Below are 13,933 nucleotides of genomic sequence, written 5' to 3' on the forward strand. Positions count from 1 at the left end.
GGCGGGCGTGCGGCAGGGCAGGCAGAAGTCGGCCGGAAGCTCGGGCTCCCTCCCTGCGTCCCCATCGGGCGCACGGCAGAGGTGGGAGTTCCCGGGTGGGCGGGCCCCAAGGGCGGCGGAGACCGCCCGACAACCACCCCCGGGTCGCGCGAAGGGGGGTTCGGACTCGAATCCCGACCGCCCGCCGTATGCGCACCCCCGTCGAACCACGCGTGGCATCGCGCCGGACACTCATGTCATGTCCCTTACGACCCGTCTCGGACCATCAGCCGTAGCCGCCGTCCTCCTCGCGCTCACCGTGACCGCCTGCGGAACCGCCCACCCCGGGCAGCAGGGCCAGGCCGGCCCGGCGCTCCCCCGGCCCTCGTTCACTCCCCGCCCGAAGTGCGCACAACCCGTCGGCACTGCGGCAGTCCCACCCTCCCCCTCCCGCACACCGAACGAATCCAGCACTCCCGGCACTCCCGGCACTGCCGGCACTCCACCGGAGGGAAACAGTGCGGACCGTCCCCCCAACTACGCCGACAATCACGCCTACCGCATGTCGATGGAACTGACCGCGACCCAGCGCGCCAAGGGCGAGGCCTCGGCCGGGCTCATTCAGCACGAGCTGGAGAAGGCCCGGAAGAAGGGTGACGTCAGCGAGAAGCGGATCGCGACGGCCCTGGAGCATCTCGGCTGCGGAAAACAGCACGGCGTCTACGTAGGAAACGGGTTCTACAGCGTGCACACGGGCGACGTCTGCGTGTCCGGGCACGTGACGGAGAAGGAGCTGACCATCCAGATCCACGGGGCCTACGCCGAGCCCCAGCCGGGGACGGGACCGTGCGTGGAGAACCGGGGAGGCCACTGACCCCGTAGCCGGCACGGGCTGCGGCGCAGCGAGACCGCCGGCCCCAAGGGTCACGCCCAAGGAGGCCGACAGCACCCGGGACCGCGAACACCCGACCGGCTTTCGTGCACAGCGCCGGTGACGTGTCCGGAGCTCTCGTCGCGGGCATGATCAAACGCATGAAAGCGGGCAAGAGGGACCTCGCGAGCAACGGCACAAGAACTCACGCGAGCACCGACACGAGCACCCTCGCGGGTAACCGGCCGGGCCAGATCCTGTACTGGAACTTCTTCATAGGCGGCCACCTGAGCGCCTCCGTACCCGTGCGCCTCGTCGAACGCACCCCGGCGGGCCAGCTCGTCTGGATGGAGACGGGCACCCCGATGTGGCGCACGGCGCTCCCGCGCGGCACCACGCACCTGCGGGACATCGCCCCCCACGAGCGCCCGGCCGAGGGCTACCCCCTGGTTACCGGCCGGTGGCCGATGGGCAGCGCCCTCTTCTACCAGCCGACCGGTGCCGCTCACTCCGTCCTGTGGCTCTTCGGCCGCAGACAGAAGTTCCGCGGCTGGTACGTCAATCTCGAACGCCGCGTCCACCACGGCGACCACATCGACATCGCCGACCACGAGCTCGACATCAACGTGGCTCCGGACCGGACCTGGCAGTGGAAGGACGAGGAGTCCTTCGCCGAGAAGACCGGCCATCCCGCGTACTGGAGCGCAGAAGAGGCGGTGGCCATCCGGACCGAGGGGGTCAGAGTCGCACGGCTCGCCGAGGCCGGAACCTTTCCGTTCGACGGATCCTGGTGCGATTTCCGGCCGCCGTCGACCTGGCGGACCCCACCCCGGCCCCCCGTCCCCCGCCGCCCGCTCCTCTGACTGGCGGCCGTCCTCTCACCCCCTGAAGGGTGCGGGAACAGCCCCAACAGCCCCTTCTCAGGTCTCGGCCAGGGTGGCGTGATGGCGATCATTGCCCGGCGTCACCCTCCGTGATACACAGAGTAACCAGACACACATCACTCACACACCGATTCGATCCGCAGGTCAGGGCAGCCAGACCGGTCATATGTACGAGATCCGGGTAAAGAGAGCCGCCAAGTCGTCGTGCGAGAGCAGTTTCATCAGCGAAGATAGAGGGTGACTCGTGCCGTGCGGTGCGGGCATCGAACTACCCAGCAGGGGCGGTGACTTACATGAACCTGGCAGCTGAGAAGGGCGACATCACCACCATCATCGGCGGAATCGCCCCGAACTGGGGCCCGTTCGGGACCTTGGGCAACGAGGCCCGCGTAATGATCGAGGTGGTGATGGCGATCGCCATCCTGCTCTGCCTCGGCATCGCGGTCTGGGGCGCGGCCAAGCAGCGCATCGGCGCGACCGCGCTGCGCGACACGTTCAGCGCGGAACAGGGCAAGGGACTGATCGTCGCGGGCCTGACCGGTGTGTTCATCATCGGATCGCTGGGAACCGTGTTCACCATCGTCTACGGGATGGCCGTCTAGCCCAGCCGTCGGCCCGCGCCCAGGGCAGTCCCGCCCACCCTCACCATCCGTCCGTCGTGCCCACCGACAGAGGTTGCGTCTCCCTGATGTCGAGTCACCACACCGCCTCCGCGCGGAAACCAGCACGGCTACCGTCGTACAAAGACACGGTCCAGGCAACGGTTGAGGGGGCGTACGCGGCATGAGTCACGACGACGGCTACGGCAACGACTCGGGGCGTACGGGCGACGGCTACAGCACCATCGGCGGTACGCGCCAGACCCGCACCCGCCTCCCCGACGGCGAGGGCGGCGACGGCTACGGCCCCCGCCGCCCGGCCCGCAGCTCCCGCTCGCTGATCACGGTCGTGGGCGTGATCGTGCTCCTGCTCGGAGCGATCGCGTTCGCCAACATGGGCGGAGGCGACGGCGGCGACGGCGGCACGTCGGGTGGTGCCGGCGGAAACAAGGCGGGCGCGGCCCCGACGGCGGCTACGGGGACCAAACCGGTGACGGGGAAGAACGGTGACATCCCATCCGGTTTCGCACACGACGAGCAGGGGGCGCAGAGCGCGGCGTCCAACTTCGCGGTGGCGCTCGGCTCGGCCGACATGTTCAACTCTGCCTCTCGTCAGGCCATCGTGCAGGCAACCCACGATCCGGCACTGGTGGACAAGTTGATCACTGATCTCGAGGCGGCCTACTCCCCTGACTTCCTCAAGAACGTCGGCCTGAACGACGACGGCAGCACGCCCAGCGGCCTGACGTTCGTCTCCCGAACGATTCCCGTGGGCACCAAAGTAGTCGAGGGCAGCGGTGACACGGTCACTGTCGAAGTTTGGTGCACCGGCCTCGTCGGCATGGCCGGGCAAGGATCCACTAAGCCGGTGACGGAGACCTGGTTCACGATCTCGGAGACGCTCAAGTGGATCGGCAACGACTGGAAGATCGAGTCCTCCAGCCAGACAGAGGGGCCCACTCCGGTCAGCGGCGACAATCGGGCGTCTTCCGCCGATGAGATCGCCGGCGCGGTCGAGGGATACGGAGGCTTCGTCTATGCGCGCTAACCGCCGCCGGGGTGCGTTCGCCCTGGCATTCCTCGGCAGCCTTCCTGCCATGCTGGTCGTGCTGGCTTCACAAGCCTCAGCGGCTCCATCGCCGACACCGTCGCCGTCCCCCAGTAAGGGCAACGAGGCGTGTGACCTCATCGTAGGCCTCGCCAAGGACTACTGCGAAGGCGACTCCGCCCCCAGGTCCAAACTCCCCGACAGCGTCGACCCCGCCCTCGACCCCCTCACCTCCCTGGGCCGCGGCTGCGCCGACGCCGCAGCGTGGATCGTGGGCAAACTCAGCGACGCCGTCAAGAACACCGCGAACGTCGACTTCACCAACACCCGCTTCCTCCAGCAGTACGCGATCGTCTTCGCCGCCTCCACCGTCCTGACGCTCGTCCTGTGGCTGCTGGCCGTCGCCAAGCGGGCGATCCGCGGCGTGCCGCTGACTACCGCGATCTCCGAGGCCATCGGGTTCCTGTGGCTCACGGTCCTCGCGTCCGCGTTCACGCCGCTGATCCTGTACACGATCGTCTCCGCCACCGACGGCGTGACCGAGGTCGTCTCCTCGTCCTCCGGCGGGCAGACCGACGTCTTCTTCGGGTCGTTCGCCGAGGCGCTCAAGAAGGACGCCGACATCGGCGGCGGGCCGATCATGCTGATCGTCGTCTCCCTGGTGTCGATCCTCGCCGCGGGCATCCTCTGGCTGGAGCTCGTGATCCGCGCCGCCCTGCTCTACGTCGGCGCCCTGCTCGGAACCGCCGTGTACGCGGGGCTCGTCGACAAGAACATGTGGGGGCACGTGCGCCGCTGGGCGGGCATCATGATCGCCGTGATCATGGTGAAGCCGGTCATCGTCATCGTGCTCGGGCTGGCCGGCGCGCTGTCCTCCGACGACGGACCCGACGCGTTCTCGGCCGTCGTCTCCGGGCTGGCCATCATCCTGCTGGCGATCTTCGCGTCCGGCATGATCTACCGCTTCGTCCCCGGCTTCGGCGACGAGATCCAGGGTGCCCGCACCAACCGCAAGCAGGCCACCGACGGTTCCCAGGCCGCCGCGATGATCAGCTCGCCGGCCGCTCTCGTCTCGCAGGGCATCAAGACCCACAGCAGCCGCAGCGGCGGCGAAGGCGGCAGCGGCGGCGGACGGCCCGCCAACCCGGTCAGCGGCGGAGTCGCCGCACACAGCTCCCGCAACTCCGGGAGCGGGGTCGGCGGCGGATCTGTCCCCTCCGCCGCACCTCCGCCCCGCAGCGGTTCGGGCCCCACGTCCGGCACCCCGCACGGCAGCCGGGGATCACGCGGCGGATCGGGCGGATCAGGCAGTTCAGGTAACAAGAGCACAGGAGGTGGCGGGCGTTGAGCACCCAGTCCCATCCGATCACGCCCCGCCGTACGTATCTCATCGGCCGGGCCCGGCCGAACGCGATCGTCGGCAAGAACCGCGAGACGGGCGAGATCGCCCTGATCATCGGCGGTGCGTTCCTCGGCATGATGAGCGGGCTGCTCGTCCCGGTCCTGTCCCTGCGCATCGTGCTGCTCACCGGCTTCCCGCTGCTCGCCCTGGCCATCGTCTACGTCCCGTACAAGCACCGGACCTTCTACAAGTGGTTCGAGATCAACCGGAGCTTCAAGCGCTCCCTGCGCCGCGGCACGACCTACCGCTCCTCCGCCATGGAGGCGGGCGTCAGCGCCGACGGGCGCGAGGTCGAGATCGGGCCGCCCCCCGGCATCGGCCGGATCAACTGGCTGGCCGCACCCTTCGGGCCGGACGAGATCGCCGTACTGCTGCACGCCGACCGCCGCACCGTCACCGCGGCCATCGAGATCGAGGGGCCCGGCGTCGGGCTGCGCGACAGCGAGGACCAGGAAGCGCTCGTCGACCGGTTCGGCACCCTGCTCAAGCACGTCGCCAACGGGGACGGCTTCGTGACCCGCATCCAGATGCTGGCCCGCACCCTGCCCGCCGACCCCGACGCCCACGCCAAGGACGTCGCCCAGCGCGGCGACAAGGCCTCCCCGGGCTGGCTGCAGGAGTCGTACGAACAGCTCCAGTCCATGGTCTCCACCTCCAGCGAGCAGCACCGCGCCTACCTCGTCGCCTGCATGCACTTCAACCGCGAGCTCGCCGCCGAGGCCCACGCCATGGCCCGCGCCGCCCGCCCGCACGCCGGCCGCAAACTCGACCGGGACGCCGGCCTCGCCGTCGTCATGGCGCGCGAACTCACCGACATCTGTGCCCGCCTCGCCGAGGCCGACATCCGGGTCCGCCAGCCCCTCGGCCAGAGCCGGCTGGCCTCCCTCGTCCACTCGATGTACGACCCCGACCACCCCATCGACCACATCCAGGCCATGACCAAGCGCAACGCCTGGCCCGCCGAACTGGACGCGGTCGAACCGACCTTCCTGCAGGCCAAGACCCGCGAGTCCTCCACCCGCGCGCCCTGGTGCCACTCCACGGCCTGGGTGAAGGAGTGGCCGATGACGCCCGTCGGCGTCAACTTCCTCGCCCCGCTCCTCGTCCACACGCCCGACGTGATCCGTACGGTCGCGGTCACCATGGACCTCGAACCCACCGAGATCGCCATCGAGCGGATGCTCACCGAGAAGACCAACGACGAGGCCGAGGCCAGCCGCCAGGCCAAGATGAACCGCACCGTCGACCCCCGCGACATCGCCGCCCACGGCCGGCTCGACCAGCGGGGTGAAGATCTCGCGAGCGGCGCCGCCGGGGTCAACCTCGTGGGGTACATCACCGTGTCCTCGCGTTCGCCCGAGTCCCTCGCCCGCGACAAGCGGACGATCCGGGCCTCGGCGGGCAAGTCGTATCTCAAGCTGGAGTGGTGCGACCGCGAGCACCACCGCGCGTTCGTGAACACCCTGCCCTTCGCCACCGGCATCCGCCGCTAACCCACCCGCCCCCGACTTCGAGTCCGCGACACCGAGAGGGAGGTCAGTCACGCCATGCGAGATCCGCTGTCCGCGTTGTCGGACGCCTTTACCGCCTTCCTCTTCGGGAAGGTGGAGACGACCCGGCTGCCCGTCCGCACCTCGACCGGACAGGCCCAGGCGGTCTACCTGCCCACCGCGGCCCCCGGCCTCGGCGACTCCGGCGTGATCATCGGCCGTGAGGTGTACTCCGGCAAGGGCTACATCTACGACCCCTTCCAGCTGTACGGGCAACAGCTCCCCGCCCCGCACTGGCTGGTGCTCGGCGAGTCCGGCAACGGCAAGTCCGCGCTGGAGAAGACGTACGTCCTGCGCCAGCTCCGCTTCCGCGACCGCCAGGTCGTCGTCCTGGACGCCCAGGGCGAGGACGGCGTCGGCGAATGGAACCTCATCGCCCAGGAACTGGGCCTGACCCCCATCCGCCTCGACCCCACCTCCGCGCTCAACGGCGGCATCCGCCTCAACCCGCTCGACCCCTCGATCACCACCACCGGGCAGCTCGCCCTGCTGCGCACCATCATCGAAGTCGCCATGGGCCACGGCCTCGACGAACGGTCCGGCTTCGCGCTCAAGGTCGCGCACGCCTACGTGAACGAGACGACGACCGACCGCCAGCCCGTGCTGATGGACATCGTCGACCAGCTGCGCCACCCGGAGCCGGAGTCCGCCCAGGCGATGAACGTCGACATAGACGACGTACGGGCCTGGGGCCTGGACGTCGCCCTCGTCCTGGACCGGCTCGTCGACGGTGACCTGCGCGGCATGTTCGACGGACCGACGTCCGCGGGCATCGACCTCGACGCCCCGCTGATCGTCTTCGACCTCTCGCACATCGACCGCAACTCCATCGCCATGCCGATCCTCATGGCGATCGTCGGCGTCTGGCTGGAACACACCTGGATCAGGCCCGACCGGAAGAAGCGCATCTTCCTGGTGGAGGAGGCCTGGCACATCATCAACTCCCCGTTCGTCGCGCAGCTCTTCCAGCGCCTGCTGAAGTTCGGCCGCCGGCTCGGACTGTCGTTCGTCGCCGTCGTCCACCACCTCAGCGACGTGGTCGACGGAGCCGCGGCGCGGGAAGCGGCGGCCATCTTGAAGATGGCCTCGACACGGACGATCTACGCCCAGAAGGCCGACGAGGCCAGAGCGACCGGGCGGGTGCTCGGGCTGCCCCGATGGGCGGTCGAGATCATCCCCACGCTCACCCCCGGCATCGCGGTCTGGGACGTCAACGGCAACGTACAGGTCGTCAAACACCTGATCACCGAAGCCGAACGCCCCCTCGTCTTCACCGACCGCGCCATGACCGAGTCCTCCGCCTCCGACCTCCTCCCGGAGGACGTACGCGCCGCTGAACTGGAGGCGGAGCAACGCGCGGCACGGATCGAGAACCAGCAACGGCTGAACGAGTCGTCCGAGTCAACGGTGGCATGACATGGCGGGTGCGGGGCGCGGTGACGTACGCAACGGCGGAGGCAACGGGAACGGCGGGGGCATCCCGGACGGGCTGCTGATCGGGCTGCTGCTCTTCCTGCTCGGGCTGACGCTCCTGGCCTGGACGGCCACCGGTCTGGCCGGCCTCCTCGCCCACGGCGGCTGGCCGGATGGCGTCACCCTCGCTGAAACACCCCTGGCCATGCGCCGGCTCGTGGAGGCACCGCACGACCTGCCCGCCGCCTGGCCGGCCACCCCGCCCGGAGAGCTCTCCGGATACGGGCTGTTCTGGGGGCTGTTCATAGGCGAACTGATGGTGCTGGTGGTGCTGGCCATCTTCGTGATGGGCGTCATCGCCCGCTGGAGGGGTGTGCGGGCACGCCAGCGCGCCGAACGGCTGGAGCCGAGGAACGAGCCTGCGCAGGAGTACGCGTACGAGGAGCAGGCCCCCCACCCAGCCCCACACCCCGCCCCGTCCGAGGAACCCACCGCCCCACCGGTCACCGCACCGGTCACCTCCCCACCGGTCACCGCACCCGTCACTACCGCACCGCCCCCCGCGCAGGCACCCCCGGCCGACGCCACCGGGCCCCTTGGCTCCCCAGCCCCGATCCCGCCCGTCGTTCCCTCCCCGCGCACGCCCCTCGTCGTCTACGGCCCCGCCGCCACCCGCCGGCCCACCGCCGTCCAGGCCATCCGCGAGGCGGACGGCCCCGTGCTCGTCGTCACCTCCGACCCCAGCGTCTGGGCCGAGACCAAGGACGCCCGGGCCAAGATCGGCCCGGTCCTCGTCTACGACCCCGGCCACCTCTGCGACACCCCGGCGCGGCTCCACTGGGCCCCCACCACCGGCTGCGAAGAGCCCGACCGCGCCGCCGCCCGCGCCGCCGCCCTCCTGGCCCCCGTACGACCGCAGTCCCGCATCGACGCGGCGACGGCCGACACCGCGGAGACCCTCCTGCAGTGCTGGCTGCACGCCGCCGCCATCGACGGCCGCCCCTTCCGCCAGGTCCACCGCTGGGCCCTCGGCGGCAGCGCCCACGAACCGGTGCGCCTGCTCCGTACCCACCCCAAGGCGGCCTCCGGACTGGCCGGACTGCTGGAGTCCGCGCTCACCGCCCACCCCGAGCGCCGCGAGATGGCGCAGGAGCTGACGGTGCGGGCCTTCGGCGCTCTGTCCTCGGTCCACATCCGGGACGCCTGCACACCGAACCGCGCCGACTCGCTGGCCCTTGCATCATTCGCGGCCGAGGGGGGCAGCCTCTATGTGGTCGGCGAACCCATCGAGAACCCGCGCTCGGGCCCCGGGGCGATGCCCCTGCTCACCGCGCTCGCCTCAGACGTGGTCGAGCACGGCCGTCGCATGGCCGCACGGTCATCCGACGGCCGGCTCGACCCACCAATGACGCTCGTCCTCGACGACATCGCGGCCGTCGCGCCGCTCCCCCGGCTGCCCGAGCTCCTCTCCACCGGCGAGGAACAGGGCCTGCCCACCGTCGCGCTGCTCCGCTCCCGCGAACAGGCCCGCGCCCGCTGGAACCAGCACCTCCAGACCCCGACCACCCTCTGACACCAGGTCAGCGGATCACCAGGCCCTCATTCCCTCAGGCCCGCAGGTCCGACGGGCGCGCCACCGCGTACTCCAGCTCCCGGGCCGTCGGGTCACCCGGCATCGGCACGGTCTCCCCCGTCGGCACGAACCCGATCCGCCGGTAGACGGCGGCCGCCCGCGGATTGTCCTCGTGCACATACAGCCGCACACGCTCGATCAACGGCTCGCCCAACGACCACGCCCAGTCCGTCCCGGCCCGGAACAACTCCTCGGCCAGCCCCCTGCCCCGCGCCTCGGGCCGGACGAACACCGCGACCACATGCGCCTGGTGGACCGCCGCCGCCGCACCGAACCGCACCTCGTCGTCCGGCCGCTCGATCAGCACGGTCACCGTGCCCGCCCAACTGCCGTCGGGCGCCTCGGCGACGAACTGCCGCACCCGGCCCCCGCCCTCCTCCGACGCACCGAGCGTCCGCTCTCGCCAGAAGTCGTCGGACCGCTGCCGGCCTTCCTCGTACGTCTCCAGGAAGGCCACCGGGGCGACCGGATCCCGCAACGCGGCCAGCCTGAGTTCCTTCGCCGACTGCCACTCGTCAGCACGCACGGCCCGTATCACGTAGTCCATGCATCGATCCTGACCTGCGCTCCCTTGGTCGCGCAAACGCTTAGCGGCGGACCCCCGGGGGACGAAGCGGTGTCCTACCCCGGTACTACGCCCGCCGCCGCGTCCCACCCCCGGTCCGACGCCCCGCGCCCGCCGGCTCCGTAGCGTCCATCCCATGATCAGGGCATACGAACTCACCAAACGGTACGGCGACACCACCGTCGTCCAGGACCTCGACTTCACGGTCCGGCCCGGCGCCGTCACCGGCTTCCTCGGCCCGAACGGCGCCGGAAAATCCACGACCATGCGCATGCTCCTCGGCCTGGACGCCCCCACCCACGGCCGCGCCACCATCGGCGGACGCGCGTACGCCACCCACAGCGCACCCCTCACCGAAGTCGGCGCCCTGCTGGAGGCCCGCTCCGTCCACCCCGGCCGGACCGCCTTCCACCACCTCATGGCACTGGCCCACACCCACGGCATCCCGCGCAGCCGCGTCGAACACGTCCTCGACCTCGCGGGCCTGACCGCCGTCGTCGGGAAGCGCGTCAAAGGGTTCTCGCTCGGCATGGGCCAGCGGCTCGGCATCGCCGCGGCCCTGCTCGGCGACCCGGCCACCCTGATCCTGGACGAGCCCGTCAACGGCCTCGACCCGGAGGGTGTGCTCTGGATCCGCACCCTCCTCAAGTCCCTCGCGGCCCAGGGCCGCACGGTCCTCGTCTCCTCACACCTGATGAGCGAGATGGCCCTCACCGCCGACCACCTGGTCATCATCGGTCGCGGCCGCCTCCTCGCCGACACCACGGTCGCCGACTTCGTCGCCACCGCGGGCGGCAGCGCGGTCAAGGTCGTCACCCCGCAGGCCGCCGCCCTGCGCGACCTCCTGCGCGGCCCCGGCATCGCCATCACCGGAGCGGACGGCCCGGACCACCTGGAGGTCCACGGCACGGACGCCGCCCACATCGGACGCGTCGCCGCCGCCCACACCATCCCCCTGTACGAACTCACCCCGCTCGCCGCCTCCCTGGAACAGGCCTTCATGGACCTCACCCAGGCGTCGGTCGACTACCGGATCACCGCCCCCGAACCGACCGGAGCCCTCGCATGACCACCGCGACGACCACCGCGCACCCCTACCGCGTCACTCCGGCCCGGGTGCTGCGCTCCGAATGGCACAAGCTCCGCACCCTGCGCTCCAGCTGGATCACCCTCGGCTCCGCCGCCGCCCTCGTCCTCGCCGTCGGCATCGTCATGGGCACCACCTACACGTCCGACGGCGGCGACTCGGACGTCGACACCGTCATCCTCGTCCTCTACGGCACCACACTCGGCACGCTCTGCACGGTGGTCCTCGGCATCCTCGTCACCGCGGGCGAGTACTCCTCCGGCATGATCCGCGCCTCACTCACCGCGGTCCCCCGCCGGCTCCCGGTCCTGTGGGCCAAGGCGGCCGTGTTCACCGCCACCGTCCTCACCGTCATGCTGGCCACCTCCCTGCTCACGTTCGCCGTCGCGCAGCTCTTCCTCCACGACACGGACCAGGCCGCCGCCCTCAGCGACCCCGGCGTGCTCCGGGCCATCGCCGGCAACGCCGTCGGGGCCACCCTCCTCAGCCTCATCGCCCTCGGCCTCGGCGCCCTGCTCCGCTCGGTCCCGGGTGCGATCGGCGCCTTCATCGGAGGCGTGATGGTCCTGCCGGAGGTGCTCACCATGCTCCCGTACGACGCCGTGGCCACCGCCGTCCGCTACTTCCCCACCCAGGCGGCCGGCGTACTGGGCTCCGCGACACCCCTTCCCGACGCCGCCTCCACCGGCGGGGCCCTGCTCGCCCTCCTCCTCTGGGCGGCGGCCACACTGATCGCGGCGGCGCTGCTCCTGCGCCGCCGCGACGCATGACGCGGACGGGACCGGGCGCGAGGACGGACGAGTGACGGACACGTGACGAACGACGACACCCACCGGCCGACGGGAACCTTCCCGCTCACCGGACACATCCAGCGCCTGCTCCAGCGCGTCCGCGCGTCCGACCGCCGCCGCCCCCTCGTCTGGGACGGACTGCTGACCACGTTCTGGGTGCTGTTCGCCGTCATCGACGTCTCGTCCGGCGGCTGGCGCACGGTCGCCGTCGACCCCCATGTGCCGGAGTCGCTGGTTCTGACGATGAGCGTGGCCTTCTCCGCCCCGCTGCTGTGGCGCCGCAGCCATCCCCTGGCCGTGCTGGTGTTCATGGCACCGTTCTCCCTGGCCAACGGCTGGACGGGGGCGGCGATCCAGGCCGCACTTCTCCAGGAGATCGCCGTCTTCCACGTCGCGCTCCGGAAGCCGGTGCGCACTCTGGCCTGGTCGGGCGCCATCGTGCTCGTCCCCCTCGCGGCCAGCTCGGGCCGTTCCCCGGGCGACTGGGACCGCATCTTCGTCCCGCACCTGTACGCGTTCGTGCTCGCCGCCCTGGTCGGCATCGTGGTGCGTACGCGCAAGGAGTACACGGAGGCCCTCGTCGACCGCGCCGACCGCCTCGAACGCGAACGCGACCAGCAGGCCCAGCTGGCGGCAGCCGCCGAACGGACGCGTATCGCACGGGAGATGCACGACATCATCGGCCACAACCTCGCGGTCATCACGGGCCTCGCGGACGGCGGCGCCTACGCCGCGGCCAAGAGCCCCGAGCGGGCCGCCCAAGCCCTGGACGCCATCGGCACCACGAGCCGACAGGCCCTCTCCGAACTCCGCCGCCTGCTCGGCGTCCTGCGCGACCACCCGGACCTGGCCGACCGCACCCCCCAGCCCACGCTCGACGACATCGACGCCTTGGTGGACGGCGTACGCAGCGCAGGCCTCCCCGTACGCCTGCGGCGCCGGGGCACACCCCCGGCCGTCCCGCCCACGGCAGGCCGCCAACTGACGGTGTTCCGCGTCGTGCAGGAGGCCCTGACGAACACGCTGAAGCACGCCGGCCCCGGTCCCGCCCTGGCGGCGGAGGTCACGTTGACGTACCGTCCGACGGAGCTGGAGGTGCTGATCACGGACAACGGCGCCCCGCATCCCACCGCCGGCCCGCCCGACGGCCCCGGTCAGGGCATCACGGGCCTGCGTGAACGCGCTTCGCTGTACGACGGCACACTCGAAGCCGCCCGGCCCGGAACCACCGGCTGGCGCGTACGGCTCCGACTCCCCCTGGAGGACTCCCCCTCGTGACGACCGTGCTCATCGCGGACGACCAGCCCATGCAGCGCTTCGGCTTCCGCATGCTGCTGGAGAGCCAGGACGACATGACCGTCGTCGGTGAAGCCGCCGATGGCCACGAGGCCGTCCAGCTCGTGACCCGGCATCAGCCGGACGTCGCCCTCATGGACATCCGCATGCCCCTGCTCGACGGCATCGAGGCAACCCGCCGCATCATCAGGACCGGTTCCCGCACCCGCGTCCTCATCGTCACCACCTTCGACCTGGACCGCTATGCGTACGACGGTCTCCGCGCCGGCGCCAGCGGATTCCTGATCAAGGACGCCCTGCCGGAGGAACTCCTCTCCGGCATCCGGGCGGTGGCCAGCGGCGACGCGGTGGTCGCCCCGAGCCTGACCCGCCGTCTCCTGGACGCGTACGTACAGCACTTGCCGGCCACGCCCGGCGGACCCGCGACACCGGACGCGCGGCTCGCGAAACTCACCGACCGGGAACGGGAGATCCTCACCGTCATCGGTCGGGGCTGGACCAACTCGGAGATCTCCGAACGGTTCCACGTGGCCGAGTCGACCGTGAAGACCCATGTCTCACGCATCCTCGCGAAGACGGGAGCCAGAGACCGCGTCCAGGCGGTCATCCTGGCGTACGACACGCACCTGGTCACCGCAGGCTGAATGGCCTCTCGGCATTTCTGCTCCGGAACGCAGAAAAGCCCCGTGCCACAAGGGCACGGGGCTTTCTACAATGATTGTTCGGCGGCGTCCTACTCTCCCACAGGGTCCCCCCTGCAGTACCATCGGCGCTGAAAGGCTTAGCTTCCGGGTTCGGAATGTAACCGGGCGTTT

General features: G+C 70.7%; 13 protein-coding genes and 1 rRNA gene. 12 read left to right on the forward strand and 2 right to left on the reverse strand.

Annotated features, from left to right (window positions below; all coding sequences use genetic code 11):
• Positions 1–541 precede the first annotated feature (541 nt).
• The 8 genes from ABZ454_RS23395 (at position 542) to ABZ454_RS23430 (ending at position 9,319) form a co-directional block, all read left to right on the forward strand.
• On the forward strand, positions 542–853 hold the full coding sequence (locus ABZ454_RS23395) for a hypothetical protein (RefSeq protein ID WP_359540476.1): 312 nt from the start codon (positions 542–544) through the stop codon (positions 851–853).
• Between the two features lie 158 nt (positions 854–1,011).
• Positions 1,012–1,713 carry a DUF402 domain-containing protein gene (locus ABZ454_RS23400; RefSeq protein ID WP_359540478.1) on the forward strand — a complete coding sequence of 234 codons (702 nt, stop codon included), beginning with the start codon at positions 1,012–1,014 and terminating at the stop codon, positions 1,711–1,713.
• A 314-nt stretch (positions 1,714–2,027) separates the two neighbouring features.
• Positions 2,028–2,336, forward strand: a complete 309-nt coding sequence (locus ABZ454_RS23405; protein ID WP_356318751.1) for a hypothetical protein — start codon at positions 2,028–2,030, stop codon at positions 2,334–2,336.
• Between the two features lie 181 nt (positions 2,337–2,517).
• Positions 2,518–3,381, forward strand: a complete 864-nt coding sequence (locus ABZ454_RS23410) for a hypothetical protein (RefSeq protein WP_359540481.1) — start codon at positions 2,518–2,520, stop codon at positions 3,379–3,381.
• A 49-nt stretch (positions 3,382–3,430) separates the two neighbouring features.
• Positions 3,431–4,729: a hypothetical protein gene (locus ABZ454_RS23415; RefSeq protein ID WP_359540511.1), complete on the forward strand. Its 1,299-nt coding sequence runs from the start codon at positions 3,431–3,433 to the stop codon at positions 4,727–4,729.
• A complete protein-coding gene (locus tag ABZ454_RS23420) occupies positions 4,726–6,276 on the forward strand; it encodes an SCO6880 family protein (RefSeq protein WP_356318748.1) in 1,551 nt (516 codons plus the stop codon). The genes ABZ454_RS23415 and ABZ454_RS23420 overlap by 4 nt, the downstream gene beginning before the upstream one ends.
• A 54-nt stretch (positions 6,277–6,330) precedes the next feature.
• Positions 6,331–7,749: an ATP-binding protein gene (locus tag ABZ454_RS23425; protein WP_359540484.1), complete on the forward strand. Its 1,419-nt coding sequence runs from the start codon at positions 6,331–6,333 to the stop codon at positions 7,747–7,749.
• A gap of 1 nt (position 7,750) precedes the next feature.
• Positions 7,751–9,319: a type VI secretion protein gene (locus ABZ454_RS23430; RefSeq protein WP_359540487.1), complete on the forward strand. Its 1,569-nt coding sequence runs from the start codon at positions 7,751–7,753 to the stop codon at positions 9,317–9,319.
• 34 nt (positions 9,320–9,353) lie between these two features.
• Here the strand turns inward: ABZ454_RS23430 and ABZ454_RS23435 are convergent, their stop codons facing one another.
• Positions 9,354–9,926 (reverse strand): GNAT family N-acetyltransferase, encoded by a 573-nt coding sequence (locus ABZ454_RS23435; protein WP_359540489.1) that lies wholly within the window; start codon positions 9,924–9,926, stop codon positions 9,354–9,356.
• A 154-nt stretch (positions 9,927–10,080) separates the two neighbouring features.
• Here ABZ454_RS23435 and ABZ454_RS23440 point away from each other — a divergent pair, with 154 nt between their 5' ends.
• From ABZ454_RS23440 to ABZ454_RS23455, 4 genes are read left to right on the forward strand one after another with little or no spacing between them, the layout of a single operon-like run.
• Entirely contained in the window at positions 10,081–11,013 is a 933-nt protein-coding gene (locus ABZ454_RS23440) for an ATP-binding cassette domain-containing protein (protein WP_359540491.1), read from the forward strand.
• Complete coding sequence (locus ABZ454_RS23445) at positions 11,010–11,801, forward strand: ABC transporter permease (RefSeq protein ID WP_359540492.1); 792 nt, start codon at positions 11,010–11,012, stop codon at positions 11,799–11,801. Before ABZ454_RS23440 ends, ABZ454_RS23445 begins: the two co-directional genes overlap by 4 nt.
• A gap of 42 nt (positions 11,802–11,843) precedes the next feature.
• Positions 11,844–13,100, forward strand: coding sequence for a histidine kinase (locus ABZ454_RS23450; RefSeq protein WP_359540495.1), 1,257 nt, complete (start codon positions 11,844–11,846; stop codon positions 13,098–13,100).
• Positions 13,097–13,762 carry a response regulator transcription factor gene (locus tag ABZ454_RS23455; protein ID WP_359540497.1) on the forward strand — a complete coding sequence of 222 codons (666 nt, stop codon included), beginning with the start codon at positions 13,097–13,099 and terminating at the stop codon, positions 13,760–13,762. The genes ABZ454_RS23450 and ABZ454_RS23455 overlap by 4 nt, the downstream gene beginning before the upstream one ends.
• Positions 13,763–13,838: 76 nt before the next feature.
• Here the strand turns inward: ABZ454_RS23455 and rrf are convergent.
• Positions 13,839–13,933: ribosomal RNA gene (gene rrf, locus ABZ454_RS23460) — 5S ribosomal RNA — on the reverse strand; the annotation flags it as partial.

The organism is Streptomyces sp. NPDC005803, assembly GCF_040630435.1.
Classification (GTDB): domain Bacteria; phylum Actinomycetota; class Actinomycetes; order Streptomycetales; family Streptomycetaceae; genus Streptomyces.